We start from the raw sequence: 24,440 nt of genomic DNA on the forward strand, positions 1-24,440 counted from the left end.
CCCTTCCACCGCCCCCAGGTCCGGGGCTCCCGCGTAATAGGCCGCCGCTTCGAAGGGGAGCGGCCCCGGAGGGGTCACGCCCGCGTTACCTAGCTTGCTGCCGGCGGCCAGGCGGAAGACCGAGAGGTCGGGCGCGCCCGTTGCGGAGGAGCGGGAGACCTTCATGGAGGCCGGGGAGACCGCGAATTCGGACGCGGTTACCGTGAGGGACTTGCTCCCGATGCTGCCTTTGGACTTATCCCACCAGCAATTGCTTCCCTGGTAATCGGTCCCCAAGGTCTTGTCCGAGGCCGCCGCGGATTTTGACCAGAAGGAAACGTTGTTGGCGAAAACGGCTTCGGTGGGCGTGGAGCTGTTCCCGAAATTGAAGTTGCCTTCGGTATTGTCGATGGCGAGGCAATTGATCAGATGGGTTGCGCCGGGATTGCTGTTCCAGGTGAACCCGTTCTTCCCGTTGCCGATGGCCACGCAGCGCGTCACCAAGTGCGCCACGGCGATGTCCGATCCCCCCAACTTGAACCCGTTCCGGTCGCCGTTGGCGTTGGAGGTCCCGTCGCTGAGCGTCCCGTTGCCATAAGATACGCATTGATCGAGCGTCACCGGCCCGATGGGCCCGGTATCGGTCTTGGTATACAGGTCCCAGCCGTCGTCGATGTTATTGTGGGACACGCAGCCGCGGAACACGTTGCCGCTGCCGGCGGTCAGCTTGCAGGCGAAGCCGTCCGCGTTCTCGCCGGCGCCCGGCGGCATATCGTAATTGTCGTAGGATTCGCAGTTCAGGATCAGGTTGTCGGAGGGCCAATCCGCCTGCTCCGCATTGGCGCGGCGCCCGATCTGGAGACCGGTATCCCGGTTCCCGTGGGTGACGCAATTCTCCACCACGTTATGCTTGCCGGCGACGTAGATGCCGTTGTCCGCCGAACCTTTCACTTCCAAACCGCGCAGATGCCAATAGGAGCCGTCCAGTTCCAGGCCGCGGGGATTGGAATCCTTCCCGTAGGGCTGCCCGGAGAAATCGAGCACGGGCTTGGCGCCCGGGGCCGCGAAAAGGCAGATCTCCTTGCCCGCCGTTCCGGAATGTTCCGTGGCTATGGTCAACTGGGCGGTATCCGCATAAGCGCCGGACTGCAGAAACAAGGTATCCCCGGCGGCCAGGGCCTGGATTCCCGCCCGCAGGGTCAAAGGCGCGGCGGAAGTGCCGGCGGCGGACTCCTTTCCGGCCGGGGCGGCGTACAGGGAACGGGCCTGGGCGGGCACGGTCAAGCCAAGCAGGGCGAGGGCGAATGGGATGTTGAACCGTGAACGGGCAAGGACGAGGGGCATAGGTTTCCTTCCGCGAGGGATTGGGGAAATCTATCCCCCGCGAACGGCGGCGACCCGGCCCATCGGCGATGGACTGGGCACAATTGTGACAACCCGAACCGCCGCGACAACCGGCTCCGGGCCCCGGAAGCCTTAAGCCCGACTGGAACGCCGGCCCAGTACTTGATCCAACGCCACCGAGGCGCTCAAGATGATCCCGAGGATCACCTTTTGCATGGTGGAGGGGATGCCCACTTGCTCCATGCCATTAAGGATGCTGGCCATCAGCAAGGCGCCCAGCAGCGACATCCACACGTTACCCGTGCCCCCGCGCAGGCTGGTCCCGCCGATCACGCAGGCGGCGATGGAGTACAGCTCTTGGTAATCCCCGATATCCGCCGCGCCGGCCATCAATTGCGAGGTCGCGGTGAGGCCGGCCAGCCAGGTGAGCAGGCCCATCAGGACGAAAACGCCCACGGTGACGCGAGGCAAGGAGATGCCGGAATAGCGCGCGGCCTCGGGATTCGATCCCATGGCGAAGGCATGCCGCCCGAAGCGGGTGCGGACGGCGAGGAAATGGCAGGCCCAGGCCGCCAAGGCCATCGCCAGAACGCAAACCGGCACGCCGCGATCGAAATTGCAAACCGTCGCGAAAGCGAAGCAGCCCGCGGTCGGAAGCGCCCAGGCCAAGCCCATGCGCCAGGCCTTGTCGCCCTTGAGCCCGTGCCTTCGGCGCGCGACGCTTTGCCGCCAAAGCGAAAACCCCAGTCCTATCGCCGCCAGGGCGGCGCAGGCATAGCCTTGCCAGGGCGCGAGATAGCCTTGGCCCAGCCCCAGGAAGATCCGGTCGCGGATGGGGATGACGGGGTTGGCCAGGTATTGCTTAAGGCCCATATAGGCCATCAGCCCGCTCAGGGTGACGATGAAGGCGGGAATGCGCGGGCCGGATACCAGCGCCCCGTGCAAAAGGCCCATGGCGACTGCCAAGGCCGCGCTGATCAGGAGGCACAGAGCCAAGGGCCAATGAAAGTGGTCGAGCAGGAGGGCGTTGACGGCGCCCAAGAGGCCCAGGCCCGAGCCTACGGAAAGATCGATGTGGCCGGCGCCCATGACGAAGGTCATGCCGGTGGACAGGATGCCGACCACGGTCAGGTACTTGAAGAGGTTCACCATGTTGCCGGCGGTGAGGACCGCGCCGCCGGAAAGGAAATGGAAAAGGATCCAGATCGCGGGGATGGTGGCCAGGATGGCGAAGGTGCGTTTCATGTTTTCAAGCGCCTCCGGCGCTGGCGGAGAGGATGGTTTCCTTGTCGGCGGAACCGCCCGGGAATTCGCCCGCGAGGCGGCCCCCGCGCAGGACCAGGATGCGATGGGACAAGCGTAGCACTTCGTCCAATTCGGAAGAGATGAGGATGATGGCGAGGCCCTGGGCAGCCAGCGATCCGATCAGACGGTAAATCTCGGCCTTGGCGCCCACGTCCACGCCGCGGGTGGGATCGTCCAGCAAAAGCACGCGGGGCTTGGCCGCCAGCCATTTGGCCAACACCACCTTCTGCTGGTTCCCCCCGGAAAGCTGGCCCGCGGCGAACTCGCCATCGGGGGCCTTCACGCCCAACGCGCGGATGGATTCGGCGGCCAGGCGGGATTCGCCGTCGCCGTCGATGACGCCGAGCCGCGTCAAGCGCGCCAGGCAGGCCCCGGAAACGTTTTCGCGGATGGATTTTTCGAGCCACAATCCGTTGCGGCGGCGATCCTCGGGCACCAGCGCCAAGCCGCGGGCTATGGCGCGCGGCGGCCCGGCCGGGACGTAGGGCGCACCGTCCAATACCATGGATCCCCGTCCCGCCGGCCCCAGGCCGAAGAGGGATTCGACCAGCTCGGTGCGGCCCGCGCCCATCAGCCCGGCCAATCCCAGGATTTCGCCGGCCCTCAGTTCCAAGGTGATTCCCGTCAGGATGTCGATGGAGGGATTGACCCGGGATGGGACGCTCCAATCCTTAAGGCTCAAGACCGGGGCGGAAGCCGCATCGGGCGGCGGTGGCAAGGGCGGGAAAACCTCCTCCAGGGCGCGGCCCATCATGAGGGAGACGATCTTGCCCGGGGTGGCCTCGGCGCGATCCATGGTGCCCATGCCGCGTCCATTGCGGAGGACGGAAATGCGATCGGCGGAAGCGAAGACCTCTTCCAGCTTGTGGGATACGTAGAGGATGCCGAGCCCTTGGGCCTTGAGGCGGGCCAGGACCTGAAGCAACGCGTCGGCTTCGCGCTGGGACAAAGCGGAGGTGGGTTCGTCGAGGATCAGGACTTGGCCGCCCATCTCGCCGGCGGGCCCCAGGGCGCGGGCGGGCCCGAGGGCCCGGGCGATTTCCACCATCTGCCTTTGGCCTACGGGCAACGAGTTCACCGGGGCGGAAGGATCGAGGCTTTCCAGTCCGAGCAAGGCCAATCGTCGCGCGGCCTCCGCCTGCATCCGCTCCCTTTGCATGCCGAAGCCGGAAACGGATTCGCGCCCGAGGAAAACGTTTTCGGCCACGCTCAGGTCGGGGGCCAGGGCCAACTCCTGGAAGATGATACGGATGCCGGAGGCCAGGGAGTCGCGGGGGCCATGGAATTCGCACGGGCTACCCGCATGCGTGACTTCGCCCTGGTAGGATCCGTGCGGCAGCACCCCGCCCAGGATCTTGATCAGGGTGGATTTGCCGGCGCCGTTCTCGCCGCATAGGGCATGGATCTCGCCGGCGCGGATCTCCAGGTCCACCCCGTCGAGCGCTTGCACGCCGGGATAGGCCTTGGCGAGGCCGCGAACCGCGAGGACGGCCTGGCTCAGGGCTTCGCCGCCGTCGCGGGCGTTCCGGTAGCCGCGCCTGTCGCAGTAGGGGCGACCGCTCCGGCAGGAGCGCCCGCGCCATTCGCAGCGCCGGTGACCTCTTGTTGCGTATGGAAACCGTCCGCGACCACGGTGGCCAAAAGGTTTTCCTTGGTCACGGGAATCGGCTCCAGGAACAGGGCCGGCACTTGGCTGCCGCCATTGGCGATCTTGGCGGTCGCGCTATCGATGGCCCGTCCCTGCGCGGCCAGTACGGCCCGTTCCGCGGCGGCCTCGGCCAACTTCTGGATCGGTTTGTAGACGGTCACGGTCTGCAAGCCTTGCCATACGTACTGGCAAGCGATGAGATCGGCGTCCTGGCCCGAAACCGGGATCTTGCCCGCCAGCTTACGGTCTTCCAGGGCCGAGATGGCCCCCGAGGCCGTTCCGTCGTTGCTGGCCACGATGGCGTCGATCTTGGACTTCTGCAAGGCGTCCGCGGTGATGCGCCGGGCCTCGCTGCGCAACCACTTGTCGCAACCTTGATCGGCCACCACCTTGATGTCGCCCTTGTCGATCAGGGGCTGGAGTACCTTCATGTGGCCCGCGTGGATCATGTCCGAGTTCTTATCGGCGGGATCGCCGCGCAATAGCAGGTAATTGCCCTTGGGGGCCGCGGCCGCGATGGCGCGCGCCTGGATCTCCCCCACCTTTTCGTTGTCGAAGGAAAGGTACAGGTCCACGTCGGCGTCGCCGATGAGGCGATCGTAGGAGATCACCTTGACCCCTTTAGCATGGGCGTTCAGCACGATGGGTCGGGCCGCGTCGGCGTTCTTGGGGACCACCACCAGGACCTTGGCGCCCTTGGCCAATAGGCCGTCGCACTGCCTCACCTGGGCGTTGGGATCCCCGCCGGCGTCCTGCACGATGACTTGCGCGCCTAAGGCTTGCGCCTTGGCCGTGAAGAAATCCCGATCGCGCTGCCACCGCTCTTCCTTCAGATCGGCCAGGGATAGGCCGATGACCAAGGGCGCGGGCCCGCCTGCGCTTTGCTTCTCATCGCCTTTCTTATTGCAGCCTACCGCGGCGAAAAGAAGGGCGCCGAGGGCGCCGATCTGGATGGACTTGGCAGCGCCCCGCATCGCGCGGCGATTTTCCCCTGATAGCATGATTTCCTCCGCTGGAAGGGCCCGAAAAAATTCCCGGAGGAAAATTAACAAGAGTCACGGATCGATGGGGGCTTTAGCCGGCGAAACGCGGTTAGGCCTGCGGTTCCAATTCCACCTTTATCCAACCGGGTTCATGCTTGGCGAAGGCCTGGTAGGCCGAAACCGCATCGGTGATTCCCTTCACCGTCGTCACCAGGCGCTCGGGATGGATGGCTCCGGTGCGGATCAGATCCAAAAGGCGCGGGATATAGCGCTTGTGGTTGCAATTGCCGCCTTTCACCGTCAGGTTCTTCATCATCGCCATGCCGATCGGAAAGAATTCCGCCGTTTGCGGGTACACGCCGATGATGGCCACCGTGCCGGCCTTGGCTACGCTTTCCACCGCCCAACGCAAGACCTGGGAAGGCGCGTTGCCCGGCGTCCAATCTTTCGCGTCCTCTTGATCGGCCCCGATCTCCTCGGCTTCCTGGGCGAACTTCTCGCCCAACTTGCGCGCCGCCTTCCCCCCCGCGCCCGAATCGGGATGGGTCGCGTCCACGCCCACCGCATCGATGGCCCGATCCGCGCCAATCCCGCCGGTCAGCCGTTTGATGGCCGCCACCGGATCCTCCAGGTTGAAGTCCACGACTTCCGCGCCCTGCCGGCGGGCCAGCCCCAACCGATCGGGAGCGCAATCGACCGCGATGACGCGTCCCGCTCCCAACAGGAAGGCCGACAGGATGGCGCATTGGCCCACCGGCCCGCACCCGAAAACCGCCACGGTATTGCCGCGCTTGATCTCGGCCAGCTTGGCCCCGAAATAGCCCGTAGGCAGGATATCGGAGAGCAGCAAAGCCTGTTCGTCGCTCACCTCGTCGGGAATGCGGATCAGGTTCACGTGGGCGAAAGGGACGCGCGCCTTCCCGGCCTGCAAGCCGTCGAAGCCGCCCGTTTCCATGGGGCCGCCGTAGAACGCCGTACCGGCTTCGGGCCCGTTGGGATTGGCGCCGTCGCATTGGGCATAGTAGCCGGCCCGGCAGTAGGAGCATGAACCGCAAGCGATGGTGGACGGGATCAGCACGCGCTCGCCGATCTCGAGGTTGCGGACGTCTTCGCCGATGGCTTCGACGATGCCAACGCCCTCATGGCCCAGTATGGTGCCCGGCTTCATGCCGGGCATGGAGCCGCGCACGAGATGGAGATCCGTACCGCAGATGGCGCTGGCGGTTAGCCGTACGATTGCGTCGGTGGAGGATTCGATTTCGGGATCGGGGACTTCCTCCAAGCGGATGTCGCCGACGCCTTTGAATACGATGGCTTTCATGGGTGCCTCCTCGGCTGAAAAGCGGAACGGGCCGATGCCGGCCCGTTCAATCAAAATCGCTTTTCGGAAGGAGGCATGAAAGCGGCGCCCTCGGGGCTTACCGCGCCGGGGAGATCGCGAGGCGGTGGAATTCGCCGCCGCGCTCGACCACCACGTATCCCAGGCTTCCGTTACCCCACCGGATATCCATTCTCGTCTCGCCCGCCGACAGGGAGCCCGCGAAGAGGGCCGCGCCGCGGACATCGTAGGCCCGCACCTTTGCCGGGAACGGTGAAGCGGGCATTTCCAGGATCAACCGTCCCGCGGAACCGGCATACAGGCGCATGCCCGCCGACCGGGAGGATACGGCGCGGATGGCGACGGGCGGCAGCAAGGTAATATTCGCCATGGAAGTCTGTCCCACGGTCACGGTCACGTTGGCGGTGCCGTTCCGGAAGCCCGTCATGCTGACGGTAACCCGATAGCTGATCTTCGCGGTGACCGACGGGAATTCGAACCGGCCGTTGGCATCGGTCTTGACGGTATCCGGAGGCAAGGAATCTCCCGCGGCCGCGCCCGTCCGCGCCAAGATAACCTGGGCCCCCGCCACCGCCTTATGTGCGGTGTCGCTTACGATTCCCGCCACCGATCCATGGGTGGTATCGCCGGCGACTTCCGGAAGCAGGGCGAAATCGACCACGCGGGACGCCTGGTAGGCCACCGTCAGCCCGGCGCTGGCGATGGATTGGAAGCCGTCCGCCTTCACGGTCAGGGTGAAGCTCTGCCCGGCCGGAACGCTGTCGATCTTGTACGTGCCATCCGATCCCGATTTCAAGGTATCGGACCGGGGAGTCCCTCCGGCGACCGCGCGGATCGACATGACGATTTCGGCGCCGGAAACCGCGGAACCGTCGGAGGCTTTGGTGATTTTTCCGGAAACGGATCCGGAGGCATTGTTCGGGAGGAGCGCGATATCCGCAACGGCCGAATCCTTCGCGCGCACCGTGGCGGTAACGGTTCCGGCCTGATAGCCGGTATCGGAAGCCCGCACCGAATAGGTGGCGGGAGCCAGGCTGGCGATGACGAAGTGGCCCTGCGCATCGGTCGTCAGGGTATCCCGCACGCCCGCTCCGCCGCCCGTACGCGAAACCACGACGGTCGCGCCGGCCAGCGGGGCGCCCTGCGCGGTACCCGCGCGGACCGTGCCTTGCAGCTTGCCGGGAGTGGTATCAGCCGGGGGACGCAAGGTGATATTGACGGTGTAAGTGCCGGTATCGGCGAGCACGTTGGCGAATCCGGTTCCGGCCTGGTAGCCGGTCTTGGTGGCCGAGAGTAACGTGATCCCGGTATCCGCTTTCGTGAAAGTGAATTCCCCCTGGGCGTTCGTCTCCATCGAATCGACGCGCGTTTGCACGCCTCCCGCCCCGAGCGCGCCCTTGATGAGGACCACTTGGGCGCCCGCGATGGGATCTCCCGTGGCTCCGGCGGTAGCGGCCGTCGCGCGGACGGTGCCGGTTACGGTGGCGGCTTGTATGCCCAAGGCGGCCCATAAAAATGCGGCAGCTGCGAATCTGATCGACCGACTCATGCGTTTCTCCCTGTCTATGTGAAATAAGGGCGGCCGCTCCCCCCGATGCCACCGGCGGCCGCCCAAGATGACGGAAGAAAAATATCCCGTGACGAGATTTACGGGAAGAATCGGTTCCTTCGGAAAGAGGGTGTTATCGGGGGGAAGCTTCCCGCAGGGCGCCGAATCCGTACCGCGCGGTACGAACCGCGGCGCGTCATGTCGTGGATGACCTAATTCCGTCGAAAGTATCCTGCTGGTCCGCAGCGTCGCGATCGATCAATTTCCAGTAATCGATCCGACCTGAACGGCGCGGCAAAAGCACGATTTCCGCGGAGGGGGATTCAACCACGCCAGGTGCGCGCCGACAGATCGCGGACTTTCTCTTCGTCCACTTCGATGCCGAGACCCGGTCCTTTCGGGATCTTGATCTTCCCGTCGCGGACGGCGAAGGGCTGCTTCAACACGCTGGCGCCCAGGAATTGCGGGCCGTTCAGGGCTGCGGGCCGGTTGAGGCCGAATGCGCCGAAAAGGATCAGGCTGGCGGCCAGGGAGATATCCGGATCCGTCAGACCGCTGCCGAGGAAGGACAGGCCTTCCTTTTTCAGGAGCTCGATCTGCGCCTTGGCGGATATCAAGCCGCCGCAACGGGATGGCTTCATGGCGATCCCGTCCAGCATCTTCAGCTTGATGAATTCGGAGACTTCGATGGGCGAAATGCATCCTTCGTCCATGATGATAGGCAGCGCTCCTTGCTTGCGCAGATCCTGGAAGCCGGAAAGGCAGTGGGGATGGATCGGTCCCTCGAAGACGGCGACGCCCGCGTCGGCGAGCTTCGGGGCCATCTCCAAAGCGGTGGCGGGATCGTATCCGCAATTCGCGTCCGCCCAAAGGAAACCGTCCGGGGCCGCCCGCTTCACCCGCCGGCATAACTCGAGATCGAATCGCTTATCCGGCGCGATCTTGACGTTGAAGTTGCGATACCCGCGGTCCTTGCCTTTTTGGATCAGCCCATCGATCTCGTCGAGGCCCACGGGATTCAAGGTCCAACTCAGGACCATTTCCTCGGGCGCCTTGAGCCCCCATAGTTCGGCTAGGTTCTTCCCCTGGGCCTTCCCCGCCAAGTCATGCAAGGCGATGTCGAGTCCCGCCTTGGTGATGGGATAACTGGTGGTGAAACCGTTCGCGATCTCCTTGCCCATCAGGGCGTGGAGATGCTCCAGGTCCGAAGCGTCCTGGCCCTTCAGCACGGGAAGGAGGTAATTCTTAAGGCAGGCCAGCGCGCCTTCGGCGGTCTCCCCGCCCCAACGAGGGATGGGAACGCTCTCGCCCCAACCCACCGTCCCGTCCGAAGCCGTGATCTTGATGATGATGGCGGGACGGCCCCCGCTGCTCACCGGCCCTTCGAAGAACTTGAAGCGCATGGTCATCGGATAACGGACCGGGAACAAATCGATCTTCTCGATGATCAATTTCCCGGGGGTGCGCGCCGGGAGGCCTGCCTCGGGAAGAGCCGCCTTCGGTAGGCCCTCGGGCGCCGTCGTCACGGGCGCATCGGGACCGGCCGCCAGCATCCGGTTGCCTTCGAACAAGCCCATCGCCGCCGCGGCCGCTATGGTCTTGGAAAATTCCCTGCGATCCATGCTCAGATCCCGAAATTCAAGGTGACGACGTAGTACCAGTCCGAAGGCGTGCGCATCAGGGATTGTCCCGTGAACAGGATCTGGCGATTGACCGTGCGGAAATGATCGTTGGCGACCTGGCCCACCAGGGACAGGCCGGTGGCGATCCGTTTATCCGCGTACAAGGTCCATTTCCAATCGTCCCGCCGGTTCTTGGAGGACGAGTGGAAGAGCAGGCTGTAATCGGGGTAGGCTACGTAGTTGTAATCGAACATGCGATCGAAATTGTCCGGCAGCGAGGAGGGGAAGTACTCCATCTCCCACGATAGCACGTCGAGCCAGCGAAAGGTGGGAAGGTCGATGCCGAACATCACCGGCATGCGTTCCCAGCGTTTCTCGAAGAATCCGGTTTGGTTCTGGACTCCCAGCAGCGCCGCCTCGGCGTAGACCTTGAAGGCGTTTTCGCCCAGGAAGGGCATGGGCGCTATCTTCTGGATGTCGAACGATCCCCTCGCCATCAACTTGACGCCTTGCACGGTCAAGGTCACGGTGTCGGCATGGAGGCTCTTCTCCACGCTATCCGCGATGGCGAGGTTCCTCAGGGAATCCTGGGAGAATACCGGCCCTTTCCGGGCTTCGAATACCAGGTTTTGCAGATCGTTGGCCGTCATGGAAACCGGGCCGCGGGCATGCGTCACCGGAGCGCCGGGATAGGCCCACTTGGCTTCCGAATCGGGGGTGGCGGTGAATTGCGGGAAGTCGGGGAAGCGGAGGATCGTTTCCAGGCCCATCTCCCGCGACTCCGTGCGCTTCTTTTCGATGGGAAGAAAATGGTACAAGGAAACGCCGGCCCCGAACTGGAAGGCTCCGGCGCTCAAGGTGCCGACGTAGGCGGGCGTGAAGTCGCCCTGGGGCCGGAAATCCCGCTCGCTCGAGAGCAGGAAATCATGCTTCAGCATTCCGCCGAATTGCGAAACCGTGAATTGCGCGCCTTGGATCTTGGCCAAGGCGTTATCCGTGATGGACCAGCCGCCCGTGAAGACGAAGGTGGGATAAGCCATGCTGCGGAACAGGTATTCGCCCAGGTTCTTCGCGTCCGGATCGTACTTGTAGGGGAAATAACCTACCCGGAGATTCGCGTAGGGCGCATCGGGATCGCCGAACTTGTAATTGACCTGGGCCTGCGAAACGCCCGGGCCGAACTTGGTCCCCTGCGATCCGGCATCCCCCCGGATGTTCGGGAAGGAATAGAAGAACACTCCGCCCACCCCCACCTTCATCTCGAGGCGGTGGTTCACGGTGACTTCTTGGGTCAGGTTCACGCCGATTTGCGACAGATAGAACTTGGAGGGGTCGACCGCATTGATGTCCGGCTCGCCTTGCACGATCTGGCCGGTCTCCATCTTGGTGCCGATGGCCAGCGGTTTCCTTTCGATGAGATCGGGCTCGGCGGCGGCGGCGGCCAGGCAAACCGCCCCCGTCAGTAGCGCCAGGGCCGGGCGGATATCGATAAACATTATTATGGGTGATTCTTAGAGGATCAAAAAGCTGCGGTTGAAGGATTCCATTCCCGCGCGGGCGCGCAGGTGGTACATGCCAGGAGCGAGCGCATCGAGACCGTACTCCCGAGGCCCCCTACCCCTCACGAAGAAGACCTTGCGCCCGCGGGAGTCGTATACGTCGAGGACATGTTCCCCCTGCCCCGCGAAGGAAACGCGCACGCGCCCGGCCTCTCCGGGGACATCGCGAGAAGGCATTCGGACATCGATAACGCTAGTGGTCGCGCAGACGTTCGGATCGTTATGCGTAGCCTGGGGATTATAGCCCGGCTTGGAAGGATCGGTGCATCCCGTATATCCCGCCACCCATCGCATCGCGCCCAGGAAGGCCCCGTCGTGGAACTTTTTCAAGGCCGCGTCGGTGGTCTGCATCAGATCGCTGGTATGGTACATGGAGTTGAGGACGAAGCGGCCCCCGTTGGTCGTGCGCGCCCAGGCCATGGGCTGGACGGTTCCCGGCAGGACGAAAGTGAAGCTATGGTCCCCGGTCTTGGTGGTCCACATCAACTTGGTATCGGGCAACACGGGGGTCCCGTCGTAGGTATACCATTCATCGTTCCATTTCATGCTGGTGCCCGCCGCCACCGGCGTGGAATCGCTGTTCATGGCCAGATCGCTCCCGGCCACCGCCGGTTCCACGTATACCGGGCCGGTGCCGAAACCGGCGGCCTTGATGTAATGCCCTCCCATGAGGCTATCGTACCAATTAGGCGAAGCGCCGCCCCAACTATTCTTCACGCATTGATGGAAGCATGCGATTCCGCGGTTCTGCTTATACCAATCGTGGAGCGCATCCTTCTGGGTCTGGGACATGCTCTGGCCGATGAGATAGGCATTGAAGAGGACGACCGCCTGGTAGTTGGATAGGTTCGCGGTGGTGAAGTTCGAAGGATTGCGCGTGGTGTCGATGGTGATGCCATGGGCCGCCCCCAGCTTCATCAGGTAACCGCACCAGTCCGGGGTATTGGTATGATCGCCCGCGTAATTATAGAAGTAGATCAGCGCCCGCTTGAGGTTGGATCGGACAGGACCGTACGCCGCCGATGAAGGAGCCCAGAGGCAGGCGGCCAAGCCCAGCGCCGCGAGATATTTGCTCATGGAAAATTCTCCGGCGCGGGCCGGATAATCCGGTCCCGCCCGATCATGTTACTTCGATGGCCGGCATGCGGTCGGCCCGAAGTTAACCTAGCGACTATGCTTTCTTAACATAAGGCCCCGGAAACGGGCCCGCCCGATGGGAATCCTCGACGCGGACGCGCGTTTGCGGATATATTGGCCCCATGGCCAACCCCGTTCTCCTGCCCTTCCCGAAACCGCCCGCGGCCCGTCCCCAGGATGCGCAGCCCAACGAGCCTACCTTCAAATACGTCGAGGTCCTCAAGACCCGGAGGAAGCGCGATCACCGCCATCCGCAGGTGGAGATCCTTTTGGTCAAATCGGGAAGCGGCACTTGGATCATCGGCGAGTCCCTGGGCGAATTCCGCCAAGGCGATCTCTTCATCCTGGGTTCGGGCGTAGCCCATTCGTTTTTCCCTTCGCCGGGCGCGAAGGAGGAGATCCGGGCCTTGGTCCTGCATTTCCAACCGGAAGCGATGCGGAAAACGTTATCCGGCTTCCCGGAATTCCATGGCTTCGAGGCTTTCCTATCGGCCGCGCGCAGGGGCTTGCGCGCGGGAAGCGCGACCCGCGCCGCCGTCCTCCCCTTGATCCGCCGCATGGGGGAGCTGCCGCCCGCATCGCCGCGCCGACTGGGTGTATTCCTCTCGGCCATGGCGGAACTGGCATCCGCCGATGACCTGGTCTCGGTGGGCGGACCGCTGGTTTCCGCCGGTCCGGGAGGCGGCCTGGACGAAAAGCTGGATCGGGTATGCAAACTGATCCAAGCCAGCCTGGTGAACCCCCTTTCGCAAGCCGCCGTGGCGGGCCGGATCGGCATGTCGCCAGCGGGCTTCAGCCGGTGGTTCAAGCTGCGCATCGGGAAGCCTTATACGGAATACATCAACGAGGCGCGCATCGATCTGGTCTGCCGCGCCCTCATCGAATCCGACCGGGACATCTCCCATGTCGCAGGCGAATGCGGCTTCACGGCGGGCAGCCACTTCCACAAGCTATTCAAGGCCTGCAAGGGCGTTTCGCCCTCGGAATACCGCCGCCTCGCGCGCGCGGAGTAGCTACTTCTTCCTGAGCAGTCCCCAGATCTGCTTCACGCTGCCGGCGACTTGGCTCTTGCCTTGCACCTTGATCTGGTAATCGAACATGGCCACGTAGGCTCCGGTCGCCACCTTGGCGCGGGCGTCCGAGGCGTAATTCCAGCCAATGAATACGCGGCCGCGGTGCGCCCTGCAATCGCCCTGGAAGATAGCGTCGGTGCAAAGCAAGGACCGCTTGCCGGAGGAAACCACCGGGACGCCCAGGTTGGTGAAGAGGACCGCCTGGTATTCCAAGGCCACCTGGGAGGGCTCGGGAACGGTGACGCCATCGCCGGCCGCGTAGTCGGCGGGATCCGCTTCCAGCAAAAAGCCCATGCGACCGGTGCGATTCACCACGTCCTTCACGTCCGCGCCGGAAGCTTCCAGGGTCGCCTGGAAGACGGGGCCCGAGAAAAGGGCCGGGTCGGGCGGGATTTCGCGATAGGTAACCGTGAAGATACGCCCGCGCTTATCGCCGGTGATGAGATGGAAACGCGTTTGCGGGCCCGGGCGGTTGCCGGCCGCATCGGCGGCCAGGCCGGGCCCGTCGTTAAGCCGCACGAAATCGCCGGCCTTTGGCTCGGGCGTAACGCTGGACGCGAAAACCAGGGTCACCGCGGTCCAGGTGGAATCCCAGGCGACATCATGCGGGGCGATGGAAACCGCCGCCGAAGAATCCCCCAGCTTGTATCCGAACATGTCCTCGGGCTTGGCCGAGCGGGAGGCGATGGGCTCGCTGAATTCCAGGCGCAGGGTATCATAGGCCTGGCCTAGATGCAGGGTCGCGGTGCGGATCACCGGCCCGATATGGTCCTGGATGGGCAGGGTCTGCGTCGAATCCTTCCCGCGCGCGGGGTAGGTGGATTTGAACACGCCCTCGCCGGCGGTGAGGATGCCCGCCGAAAGCGCCTTCCCGCTGAACACCAGGGTCTTTCCGGCTTGCAGCTTGGATGCCAGATCCGTTCCCAGCGAGGAATCCGCCCCGGCCGAAGACGGCCAACGATAGGCGACCGCTTTGGGAAGGGTCGCCGTAATGTCCGGATCGTAAGTCACCTCCAACCGATCCCCGCGGCCGTCCCCGTCGTCGTCGTAGATGCCGGCGGAAACCGCCTTGGGCAGGTCCAGCGGAGGTAGCGTGAAGGTTACCTTCACCGTTTTCGAACTCCCCGTGATGGAAAAGATGAAAGTCTGATCCGCCGTGGCAGCGGGATCCCCCGCGACCCACAGGGTATCCAGGCCGGTGGCGGCGGTGGTCAGGGATGCCCCCGGGGTAACCCGCGTGCTACGGGAGGAATCCGTATAGACCAGGGCCCCGGCCGGGAAGGACGGCGTCCAAGCTACGGCCCCCGCCACCAGGGAATCCTTGAAGCGGTTGGCGGCCACCACTTTGACCATGGTCCCGACGACGACCGAAACCGTATAGGGCGGATCGAACTCGACCACGTTGTGGGCCGCCACCGTGAAACGGACCTCATCGCGCAGGCGCGGGCTGGCGGTCTCGTAGAAAACGATGCGGTATTGGCCCGGCGCCAAGCCGGTCACCTTGGTGGTATCCACCGAAACCGTACTGTCCCCGATCACGACGCCGCCGAAGGAAGTGGTCTTCTTGGGCAGCTCCTGGATGGAATCGCCGCCCACCTTGTACAAGACGAAGGTGAGGGGGCCGGGCGCCACTTCCTTGAGGGCATCCCCCGAACTGCCGCAGGCGCCCGTTCCGCCGATGCGCTTGATGACCCGGTATCCGGTTCCCCCGCCGGGCAGGGTGATCTCGGCATGGTCCAGGGCGCGCTGCTGCTTGAAATAAATGGTGGTCTTGATGCGCAACGAGGAGCCGCACATATTGCGTTCGCAGAAGAAGAAGTCCCAGGGGTAGGGCTGGCCTTCCTTGAGCCCGAGGGTGTCCAAGTTGATCGAGCCGGGCGTGGCCGGATGGATGCCCCCGATATCGAGGGCCAGCTTGTTATTGATGTACACCCACACGTCGTCATCGCCGCGGAAGTCGAAGACCTGGCCCTTCTGGTAGACGAAGGTGGCGTGGGATTCCAGGCAGAACCCGTAATTGTGCTTTACGTCCGTGCAGGTCTGGTTGGCATCCAAAGTGTTCCAATCGTCGATGGGGAAGAAGCCGCCCTTATCGGGCATGCTTTTTTCATCATCGAATTCCCAGAGCCCGTCGTCGGATTTGCCCATCTCCAGGTTAAGGCAGGTTTCGGCGCCTTTGAGCGGTGGAGCCGCTGCGGTATCGGTATTGAACCAGGTATTGAAATGCCCGGGAGCCGCCGCCGTCGGCACGGGCTTATGATCGGCGCCCAACGCGCTTTGCACCATGCCTGGCCCGCCGCCCCCCGAGCCGTAATCCGGATGCTTGGTGGACATGTCGTGCACCGTAGCGGCCATCTGGTACGTGCACGATCCCACCTTACCCGGATTCGTCCCCGTGATCTCCGTCTGGCTCGCGATCCAAACATCGCTTCCCTTGGCCGCGTATAGCGCGACCAAGTCGAAAGGGGTTTTATCGTCCAAGCCGCCGGCGCCGAAAGCCTGCCCGTCGGCCACGTTGGTGAAGTAAGCGTTCAAGGGGGTTATCGGAAGGGTGTAACCGATATACCATCCGCAGTTGGCCCTGTCGACCGTCATGGGAATGGGATTCCCGTTGAGGATCATCTTCGGGCCGTTCGCGGGCCAGGGATTGAAAAGATGCACCGTTCCCGGCGGCTTGGTGAGGATGAGCGGAGGACCATCGGGAGGCCCGGCGGGATCGACCACGATCCAGATATCCGTCCCCGCGCCGAACAAGTCCACGCTGAAGGGCGCGTCGGTGGTCGTCATGCCCGCGGGCCCGAAGCGCTTCCAATCCGCCGTGCGGATCTGGAAGCTATTCATCCAGGGCTGCAGGCTCCCGCCGATGGAGTTGAAATCGAAGCGGTACCAATTAGGCCCCTCCTCCGTCATGGTATAACCGGAGCCCGACAAATCGACGAGCGGAAGCGCGCCCGTGAACGGGTTCAGGATATGCACGACCTTGCCCGTCAATGGGCTCGCCTGCTGGGCATCCACCAGGGCGGGGGCCGCCGAGAACATGGCCAAGGCGAACGCCGCGCCGCGAAAAGCGCCTTTCGGAAATGTCTTCGGATAGAACATGCCGCCCCTATTTCCTCCCGAAAGGCTCCTCAGCGTTTCCGCAAAAGACCCCAGATCTGCTTCAGGTTCCCGCTGGCCTCGGTCTTCCCTTGCACCTTCACCTTGAAGTCGAAGAGCGCCACGTAGGCCCCCGTCCCGATCCTGGCCCGGCTCGCCGAGGTATAATTCCAGCCCACGAATACGCGGCCCCGATGGGCGCGGCAATCCCCCTGGAAGACGGCATCGGTGCATAGGATTTCCCGCTTCTCCGAGGCCACCGGCACGCCCAAGTTGGTGAACAATGCCACGCTATAGTCCAAGGCCACCTGGGAGGGCTCGGGAACGGTCACCCCGTCCCCCACCGCGTAATCCGCCAGTTCCAACTGCAACAAGTGACCCATGCGACCGCTGCGGTCCACCACCGTCTTCACGTCGGCGCCGGAAGCCTCCAAGGAAACCTTGAAGGTCGGCTCCGCCGAAAGGGCCGGATCGGGAACCACTTCCCGGTACGTCACGGTCAGGATGCCGGTGCGCCTGTCCCCGGTGATGGGATGGAAGCGGGTTTGCGGGCCGGGCCGGTTGCCCGCGGCGTCCGCCGCCAGGCCGGGTCCGTCGTTGAGCCGCACGAAATCACCGGCCTTGGGCTCGGGGATCGAACTCGAAGGGAAGGTCAGGGATACCGAGCTGCCGTCCTTCGCCCACGCGGTGTCATGTGGCGCGATGGCGGCGACGGCCGCCGAATCCCCCAGCTTGTACCCGAACAAATCCCCCGGGTTGGCCGCGCGGGACGCCGGCGAAAGCGCCTCGCTGAAAACCAGTTGTAAAGTGTCGAAGCTTTGCCCTAAGTGCATTATGGCCGTGCGCAGGACCGGTCCCATCTTATCCTGGATGGGGATGCTCTGCGTCGAATCCTTCCCGCGCGCGGCATAGGTGGATTTGACCACCCCATCGCCAGCGGTGAGGATACCTGCCGAAAGCGCCTTCCCGCGGAAGACCAGGGTCGTCGTCCCTTGTAGCTTGGAGGCGAAGTCGGTCCCCAAGGACGAATCCGCCGCGTTCGAGGACGGCCAGCGGTAGGCCATGGCCTTGGGCAAGGCCGCGGAAATATCCCGATCGTAGGTCACTTCCAACCGGTCGCCGCGGCCGTCGCCGTCGTCGTCGTAAAGGGCCGCCGATACCCCCTTGGGCAAATCGATGGGAGGTAACTTGAAGGTTACTTTCACCGATTTCTGGCTGCCCGGGATGGACACGGTATAGGTTTGATCCGTCGTGGCGGCGGGATCGCCCGTCAGCCACAAGGTGTCGAGGCCTGAGGCGGCCGTGGTCAAAGTCGCGCCCGAGACGACCTTGGCCGTTCTACCGGAATCCGAAAATGCCGAGAGCCCGGCCGGGAAGTTGGGAACCCAGGGGACGGCGCCCGCCACCACGGAATCCTTGAAACGATTGGCGGCGACCACGGCGATGGTAGAGCCGAGGGTGGTCGAAAGGTCATAAGGCCCGATGAACTCAACCACGTTATGGGGCAGAACCGAGAAGCGCACCTCGTCCCGCAAGCGCGGGCTGGCGGTCTCGTAGAAGACGATGCGGTACTGCCCCGGGGCCAGTCCCGTCACCTTGCTGGTATCCACCGTCACCGAACCATCGCCCACGTTGATGCCCCCGAAGGACACCGTCGCTTTGGGCAACTCCTGGATGGAGTCCCCGCCCACCTGATACAACACGAAGGTCAAGGGACCCGGAGCCACTTCCTTCAGGGAATCCCCCGAGCTTCCGCAAGCGCCCGTTCCGCCGATACGCTTGATCACCTTATAACTGGTCCCTCCGCCGGGCAAAGGCTGGTCGGCATGATCCAAGGCGCGTTGCTGCTTGAAATAGATGGTGGTCTTGATGCGCAGGGAGGAGCCGCACTTCTTCCGTTCGCAGAAGAAGAAGTCCCACGGATAGGGTTGGCCCTCGGTGAGCCCGAGCGTATCCAGATTGATCTTCCCGGCCAGGGCGACGTGCACCCCTCCCAGATCCAGCGTCAACTTATTGTTGATGTAGACCCACACGTCGTCATCGCCGCGGAAATCGAAAACCTGGCCTTTTTTGTAGACGAAATTGGCATGCGACTCCATGCAGAATCCGAAATTATGCACGTCGCCTGCGGCAGCCGTATGGAAACCCCCGGACGGATCCTCATAGCACGAAGGCCCCGTATTCTGATCGAGGGTGTTGAAATCGTCGATGGGGAAAAAGCTATGGGTCTTCGGCACGTCGTACGAGTCGTAGTACCACAAGCCATCATCGGCCTTGCCCATCTCCAGGTTCACGCAGGTCTCGGCCCCTTTGAGCGGAGGCGCCGCGTTCGGATCGGTGTTGAACCAGGTATTGAAATGCCCGGGCGCCGCGGAAGTCCCCACCGGCTTATGATCCGGCCCAAGCGCCGCTTGCACCATGCCTTTTCCTCCGGGAGCCCCCTTATCGCCGTAATCGGGATGGGCTTCGGCCATGTCGTGCACCGTGGCCGCCATCTCGTAAGTGCACGTTCCCAGCTTGCCGGGATTCGCCCCGTAGAATTCGGTCTGGCTCACGATCCACAGATCGGGCCCCTTGCTCGCGAAGAGGGACGCGAAATCGAAAGGCGTGGGGTCGTCGAAGCCGCCCTTCCCCCACGACTGGTTATCCGCTACGCTGGCGAAATACCCGCTCGATGCGCCCGACAGGATATAGGCGAAATACCAGCCGCAGTTTTCCTTATCGGCCAGCATGGTCACGCGCTTCCCGCTCAGGATCATGGCGGGGCCGTTGATGGGCCAAGGATTGAGGACGTGCACCGTCTTAGGCGGGGCCGTCATGATTTGCGGCGCGGCCGAATCCGGGCCGGAAGGGTCGACCATGATCCAGATTTCGTTCGCGGCTTTGAAGGTGGTGCTTTCGGGCCAAACGGAGGTGGTCCCCCCCAGGCCTTTGGGCCCGAAGTTATGCCAATCGGCGGTCCGGATCCCGAAACTGTTCATCCACGACTGTAGCGATGCGCCGACGGAACTGAATTCGAACTTGTACCAATTGCCCGTCTCATGCGGCATGTCGTAGCCGGTGCCCGAAAGATCGACTTGGGGCTGGGCGCCATCGAATGGGTTATACAGATGGATGATCTTGCCCGTAAGGGGGCTTGGAGCCTGTTGGGCCCGGGGCGCGCCCATGGCTCCCAGAAATAGTAGGAGGCCGAATGCGGCCCGACTAATGGCGTCTTTTTTTTCCGAAATCGCTAATAACATGAATCCCCTCGAATTCAACCGGCTTGAGTCCCGTCCCATGCAGACGGTACCCTCCGAAAGTTAAGTGTAAGGAGCCGGCGGCGGGGTTCATCCTTAAAGCACGATGCCGTTTAGACCACAAAACGCAATCGGGGCGGCGCGGGGAATCCCATGGCTAATGCCGAAATCTTACGCGCACTTGGGCCGATTTGGGATTTGAGGAACCTAGGGGCACGGAGGATGGATTCGCAAGGTATTCCCGCAAACATGGGAATAGCTTACCATCCGGATGAAGGAGGATCGGTAGCCAGGTGAAAAGAATCCTTCTTGAGGCCGCGATGCTGGTCGCCGCCGTGATCGGCATTTCGCGGGCGCAAACGTCCCTCGACCAGGAAGAAGCCTTCGGCTGGGCCTCCCAGAACGGCGGCACCAAGGGGGGCAAGGGCGGCCCAGTCGATACCGTAGCCAGTTTGTCCACGCTGAACGCAGGCCTGAAGGCCGCCGGCTCCCATATCTTCTATCTCAATGGTTCGTTCACGGGCGACGTCGTCCTCGGTTCCGACAAGACCCTGATCGGCTTCCCGGGCTCTTCCATCAAGGGGTCCATCATCGGCAAGGGCGTGAAAAACGTCATCATCCGTAACCTCACGGTTTCCCTCCCCCCTTGCGGCACCAACTACGATTCCTGCAAGGCCGGGGCGGATGCGGTCCACTTCGAGGGATCGAGCAACGTATGGGCGGACCACTTGGATGTTTCGGATGGCCAGGACGGCAATTTCGACATCACCCACGTTTGCGATTACTTCACCATCAGCTGGGTCAAGTTCTACTACACCTACCCCAACCCCCACAACCGCTCCAACCTCTTCGGCTCCGACGATAGCCTGGCCCCCGACATCGGGCATTACAAAACCACCTTCCAGTACAACTGGTGGTGGAAGGGAATCGGCTCCCGCATGCCGCGCACCCGCTACGGCGACGTGCATATCGTCAACAACCTCACGACTTCGACCGAGGCCGACTATTGCATCACCGTGGGCGGCTACGCCCGCGTGCTCATCGAAGACAACGTCTTCATCGGCGTGAAGGATCCCATCGTCTTGGACCCGGGAGGGACCGGGCTGGAGCGGAACAACCTCTACCAGAATACCACCGGCAGCAAAACCGCCACCAGCGGCGCTTTCACTCCGCCTTATACGTTGACGATTACCCCGGTCGCCCAAGTGGAGTCCAAGGTGCGGGCCGGCGCGGGCGCGACCTTGAAATGGAGCACGACCGGTCTGCGATTGGACGATGGGTCGGTCCAAGCCTCTCCCAAGGCTCTTGGATCCTATTTGTCCATAACCCCGCCCTCCGCGGGCCGTATCACCGTTTCCCTGTACGGCGCCGCGGGTCGATTACTTGCAACCCATTCTATGGTCGCGCTCGCTCCCGGTCCGGTACGTCTCCTTCTCGATCCTTCCGAAACGACAGGCGCATTGATCTACCGCGCATCCCAAGGCGAAAAGGTTTTCGCTCGCGGAGCCTTCATTCCCACCCCGCGTTGAATTAGGTTTTCCCTCCGCACGGGATCGCGGCATCCCGTCCCACGGAAGGGAAGACCATGTCGTCCAAGCTCGATGCCATCGATACCATCGTCGTGGTGATGATGGAAAACCGTTCCTTCGACCACATGCTGGGATACCTTTCCCTGCCTCCGTGGAACCGGAAAGACGTGGAAGGATTGAAAGACGATCCGGCCTGGCGGATGCAATTCGCCAACCACGATAAGGCCGGGAAAGCCTATCCCATCGCCCGCTTTTCGGACTCCTCCATCAATATGGTAGGCGACCCGCCGCACGAGCGCCCCAACATCGAAACCCAGCTCGGAATGCCGGTCAACGGCGTTTTCCCCATGAACGGTTTCGTGCAAAGCTATCCCGAGCCGGAGCCGCTCTGCGATCGCAACCCCCTTCCCATGGGCTATTTCACCGGCGATCAGCTCCCCACCTACGACTTCTTCGCCCGCTCCTTCGCCATCTGCGATCATTGGTTCTGTCCCCTGCCCGCCGGCACCCAGCCGAACCGCCTCATGGCCATGGGCGGCTCCTCCCTCATCGATCTCAACAAAAGCGGACTCCTCGACGACCAGGATCTCGTCTACGATTGGCTCAACCGGCACAACATCCGTTGGCGCGTCTACCACGACAAGCTTCCCTTCTTCTCGCTGATGCCCAAATGGATCCATACCCTGCTGCACGACGATCATTTCCAAGACTTCACCCACTTCGCCAGCGACGTTCTGTGGGAGAAGGAAACCTTCCCGCAAGTCCTATTCATCGAGCCAAGCTATACCGATTCCCCGCATAAGGAATTCCCCAACGACGACCACGCCCCCACGGCGGCTTCCAACGGCCAGGACTTCCTCCTCCGCATCTACAACGCCCTCATCGCCAATCCCGCGCGCTGGTCCAAAACCGCCCTCATCGTGACCTACGACGAGCATGGCGGCTTCTTCGACCACGTCTCTCCCCTCCCCGTGCGCACCTTCCCGCCCCGCCCGGCCAGTTACGAACCCTTCCATACCACGGGCCCGCGCGTCCCCGCCTTCGTCATCTCCCCGCTCGTGGAGGCGGGCGCCGTGTTCAAAGGCAACCTCGATCATACCTCCATCCTCAAATTCATCGCCGAGAAATTCGGCAGCGGGGTCTACTCTCCCGACGTCGACGCCCGTAAGGTCGGGAACGTCTCCGAGGTCTTCACCCGCGCCCAGCCGAGAACGGACATCCCCCACATCGGGGATCCTCAACCCTCCGGCTTCACACCCGGCCACCAGGCCGCGTCGCCCATGCCGGCGGCCTTCCAAGCCGCCTGGCAACAGATGAAAAACCTGGATCCCGTGGGCGCGGCCAAGAAGTTCCCCGACCTGATGCGGCATTTCTGAGCCATGGCCGAAGGACCAAATAAAATGGCCGATGATTCCGCTGCCAAAGCACTTACCCTCGTTTGCACGATTACGGGCGGGGCGGGAACCTGCGACGTCAAAACCGAAAGCGAGACCATCCATTTCCCCAAATCGGGCTCGCAAGACTGCGCGGTCGCCGGCGGCGCCTATCGATGGCCCGTGGTCGCCGCAGTCCCGGGGAAAGGAAAGGTCGTCATCGAAGTCCGCAGGGGGGACGAAGTCCTGGATTCCTCCGAATTCACCTCCGATCCGGGCAGCGGTTGGCTCGACTTCGAGATCTAACCCGATGAGCCCATCCAAAGCCGCGCTATCGCTTCCGCTCCTGATCTTGGCCGCAACCGCCCTGGGCCGGGCGCAAAGCCTACGTCCGGCCCAGATCGCTCGCGACGCCAAATCCGATCGGCCATCATCGTTCTCTTCCTTCAACGAAAGGATCGCCCGGTATTATTCGGCGGCGGTGAAAGGCAACATCCTCTCCTCGCAGGACGGGGCTTTCGAGTTGAACGCATCCCTCTACGGCCTGCGTTCCATCTTCCATCCGGAATACGACGTGGACACGCTCTTGTTGGCGAACCCCCTCCAGCGCAACGTGAACTTAGGGTTGGAAGCGGGAATGGGCGACAGCGCCAAGGTGGACCGTATCGGGGGCAAGGTCCGTTGGGCCTTCATCAACCGCCGGGATCGGCTCGCGCATAATTTCGGGGAAGACCTCCGGCCCCGGATCAACGGTTTACTGGAGACCATGCATGCCGCCGATAGCGGCTATGTCGCCTACCTGGAAACCAACCTGGGCAAAGGCTCGGGGCCCTACAAGGTGTTCTACGATCAATACACCGCCTCCCAGAAAAGGTATACCGCCAGCCAGGATCCCAAGGATCTTGATCCGGTTTTCTACAAAAGGTACGGAGCCAAGTTACAGGCGGACATCCAAGGCATCAGGGATGCCGGCGATTCTATCGCCGCCGAAATAGATAAGCGCTTGTTGGCGACCGTCGAGATCTCCGCGGGCTACCGCATCGGCGAATCCGGGTATTGGGATCTCTCCCTGGAAGCCTACCGGGGCGTGGGAACCCGCGGCGAGGTCAAGGCCAACGCCGGCTATCGCATCACCGATTCGGCTTCGACCTGGTCCGGCTACCGATGGGAATTGCCCGTGGGCCTCGCCTACAATTTCGCCCTGACCAACGCATCGGAAAACCCGATTGAATTGACGGTCGCGGCCGGGACCGCTTTTTCGGGAATGGCGGGAACGGAGGGAGGCGGTTGGACCCATGGCCATTGGGCCAATGTATACGGCCTGGGCATCGCGCTGCCCATCAAAAAAGGCTTCTCCCTGCCCCTGCTGATCAAGAACGACAGTTTCACGGCCTGGCATGGAACCGCATCCGTCGAACTGAGCCTGAACGTGGAACCGGGCTAACCCTCCGCTCCCGGAAAGAAAGGACCGTAACATGCCGGATACCGGCCGAATCAAGCACGTCGTCCTCCTGATGCTCGAGAACCATTCCTTCGACCAGATGCTGGGCAGCTTCAAATCCCTGTATCCGGAAGTGGACGGCGTCGATCCGGCCAATCCCCGCGCCTGCGTCGACAAGGATGGGCATAGCTTCGCCCAGGCCGAAACCGACGAGGTGCAAACGG

17 protein-coding genes are annotated in these 24,440 nt (G+C 63.1%); 6 read left to right on the forward strand and 11 right to left on the reverse strand.

What is annotated here, in order from left to right:
- The 9 genes from JF616_20610 to JF616_20650 form a co-directional block, all read right to left on the reverse strand.
- On the reverse strand, window positions 1-1,323 hold a 1,323-nt coding region (locus JF616_20610), incomplete at its 3' end, for a right-handed parallel beta-helix repeat-containing protein (GenBank protein ID MBW8890163.1).
- A gap of 132 nt (window positions 1,324-1,455) precedes the next feature.
- Entirely contained in the window at window positions 1,456-2,568 is a 1,113-nt protein-coding gene (locus tag JF616_20615) for a sugar ABC transporter permease (protein ID MBW8890164.1), read from the reverse strand.
- A gap of 4 nt (window positions 2,569-2,572) precedes the next feature.
- On the reverse strand, window positions 2,573-4,129 hold the full coding sequence (locus tag JF616_20620; GenBank protein ID MBW8890165.1) for a sugar ABC transporter ATP-binding protein: 1,557 nt from the start codon (window positions 4,127-4,129) through the stop codon (window positions 2,573-2,575).
- Complete coding sequence (locus JF616_20625) at window positions 4,126-5,250, reverse strand: substrate-binding domain-containing protein (GenBank protein MBW8890166.1); 1,125 nt, start codon at window positions 5,248-5,250, stop codon at window positions 4,126-4,128. Before JF616_20625 ends, JF616_20620 begins: the two co-directional genes overlap by 4 nt.
- A gap of 118 nt (window positions 5,251-5,368) precedes the next feature.
- Window positions 5,369-6,580, reverse strand: coding sequence for a glutathione-dependent formaldehyde dehydrogenase (locus JF616_20630; GenBank protein ID MBW8890167.1), 1,212 nt, complete (start codon window positions 6,578-6,580; stop codon window positions 5,369-5,371).
- Window positions 6,581-6,677: 97 nt separating this feature from the next.
- On the reverse strand, window positions 6,678-8,147 hold the full coding sequence (locus JF616_20635) for a carboxypeptidase regulatory-like domain-containing protein (GenBank protein ID MBW8890168.1): 1,470 nt from the start codon (window positions 8,145-8,147) through the stop codon (window positions 6,678-6,680).
- Window positions 8,148-8,470: 323 nt separating this feature from the next.
- Window positions 8,471-9,769, reverse strand: a complete 1,299-nt coding sequence (locus JF616_20640) for a hypothetical protein (GenBank protein MBW8890169.1) — start codon at window positions 9,767-9,769, stop codon at window positions 8,471-8,473.
- A gap of 2 nt (window positions 9,770-9,771) precedes the next feature.
- Window positions 9,772-11,265 carry a hypothetical protein gene (locus JF616_20645; GenBank protein MBW8890170.1) on the reverse strand — a complete coding sequence of 498 codons (1,494 nt, stop codon included), beginning with the start codon at window positions 11,263-11,265 and terminating at the stop codon, window positions 9,772-9,774.
- A gap of 15 nt (window positions 11,266-11,280) precedes the next feature.
- Window positions 11,281-12,405 carry a ThuA domain-containing protein gene (locus tag JF616_20650; protein MBW8890171.1) on the reverse strand — a complete coding sequence of 375 codons (1,125 nt, stop codon included), beginning with the start codon at window positions 12,403-12,405 and terminating at the stop codon, window positions 11,281-11,283.
- Between the two features lie 182 nt (window positions 12,406-12,587).
- On the opposite strand from JF616_20650, the gene JF616_20655 reads away from it, so the two are divergent.
- A complete protein-coding gene (locus JF616_20655; GenBank protein ID MBW8890172.1) occupies window positions 12,588-13,478 on the forward strand; it encodes a helix-turn-helix domain-containing protein in 891 nt (296 codons plus the stop codon).
- Here JF616_20655 and JF616_20660 read toward each other — a convergent pair whose 3' ends face one another.
- Together JF616_20660 and JF616_20665 are read right to left on the reverse strand one after the other, a co-directional pair.
- On the reverse strand, window positions 13,479-16,637 hold the full coding sequence (locus JF616_20660; GenBank protein MBW8890173.1) for a fibro-slime domain-containing protein: 3,159 nt from the start codon (window positions 16,635-16,637) through the stop codon (window positions 13,479-13,481). It lies immediately after the preceding gene.
- Between the two features lie 29 nt (window positions 16,638-16,666).
- The gene (locus JF616_20665; GenBank protein ID MBW8890174.1) at window positions 16,667-19,801 is read right to left on the reverse strand and encodes a fibro-slime domain-containing protein; all 3,135 of its coding nucleotides are present in this window, start codon (window positions 19,799-19,801) and stop codon (window positions 16,667-16,669) included.
- Between the two features lie 365 nt (window positions 19,802-20,166).
- On the opposite strand from JF616_20665, the gene JF616_20670 reads away from it, so the two are divergent.
- The 5 genes from JF616_20670 to JF616_20690 all read left to right on the forward strand — a co-directional run.
- The gene (locus tag JF616_20670; GenBank protein ID MBW8890175.1) at window positions 20,167-21,402 is read left to right on the forward strand and encodes a hypothetical protein; all 1,236 of its coding nucleotides are present in this window, start codon (window positions 20,167-20,169) and stop codon (window positions 21,400-21,402) included.
- Window positions 21,403-21,458: 56 nt separating this feature from the next.
- Window positions 21,459-22,778 (forward strand): phospholipase, encoded by a 1,320-nt coding sequence (locus JF616_20675; protein MBW8890176.1) that lies wholly within the window; start codon window positions 21,459-21,461, stop codon window positions 22,776-22,778.
- Between the two features lie 24 nt (window positions 22,779-22,802).
- Window positions 22,803-23,081, forward strand: a complete 279-nt coding sequence (locus JF616_20680) for a hypothetical protein (GenBank protein ID MBW8890177.1) — start codon at window positions 22,803-22,805, stop codon at window positions 23,079-23,081.
- A 4-nt stretch (window positions 23,082-23,085) separates the two neighbouring features.
- Window positions 23,086-24,219: a hypothetical protein gene (locus JF616_20685; protein ID MBW8890178.1), complete on the forward strand. Its 1,134-nt coding sequence runs from the start codon at window positions 23,086-23,088 to the stop codon at window positions 24,217-24,219.
- A gap of 31 nt (window positions 24,220-24,250) precedes the next feature.
- Window positions 24,251-24,440: phospholipase (locus tag JF616_20690; GenBank protein ID MBW8890179.1), on the forward strand; the 190-nt coding region annotated here is incomplete at its 3' end.

This window comes from Fibrobacterota bacterium (assembly GCA_019509785.1).
Classification (GTDB): domain Bacteria; phylum Fibrobacterota; class Fibrobacteria; order UBA11236; family UBA11236; genus Chersky-265.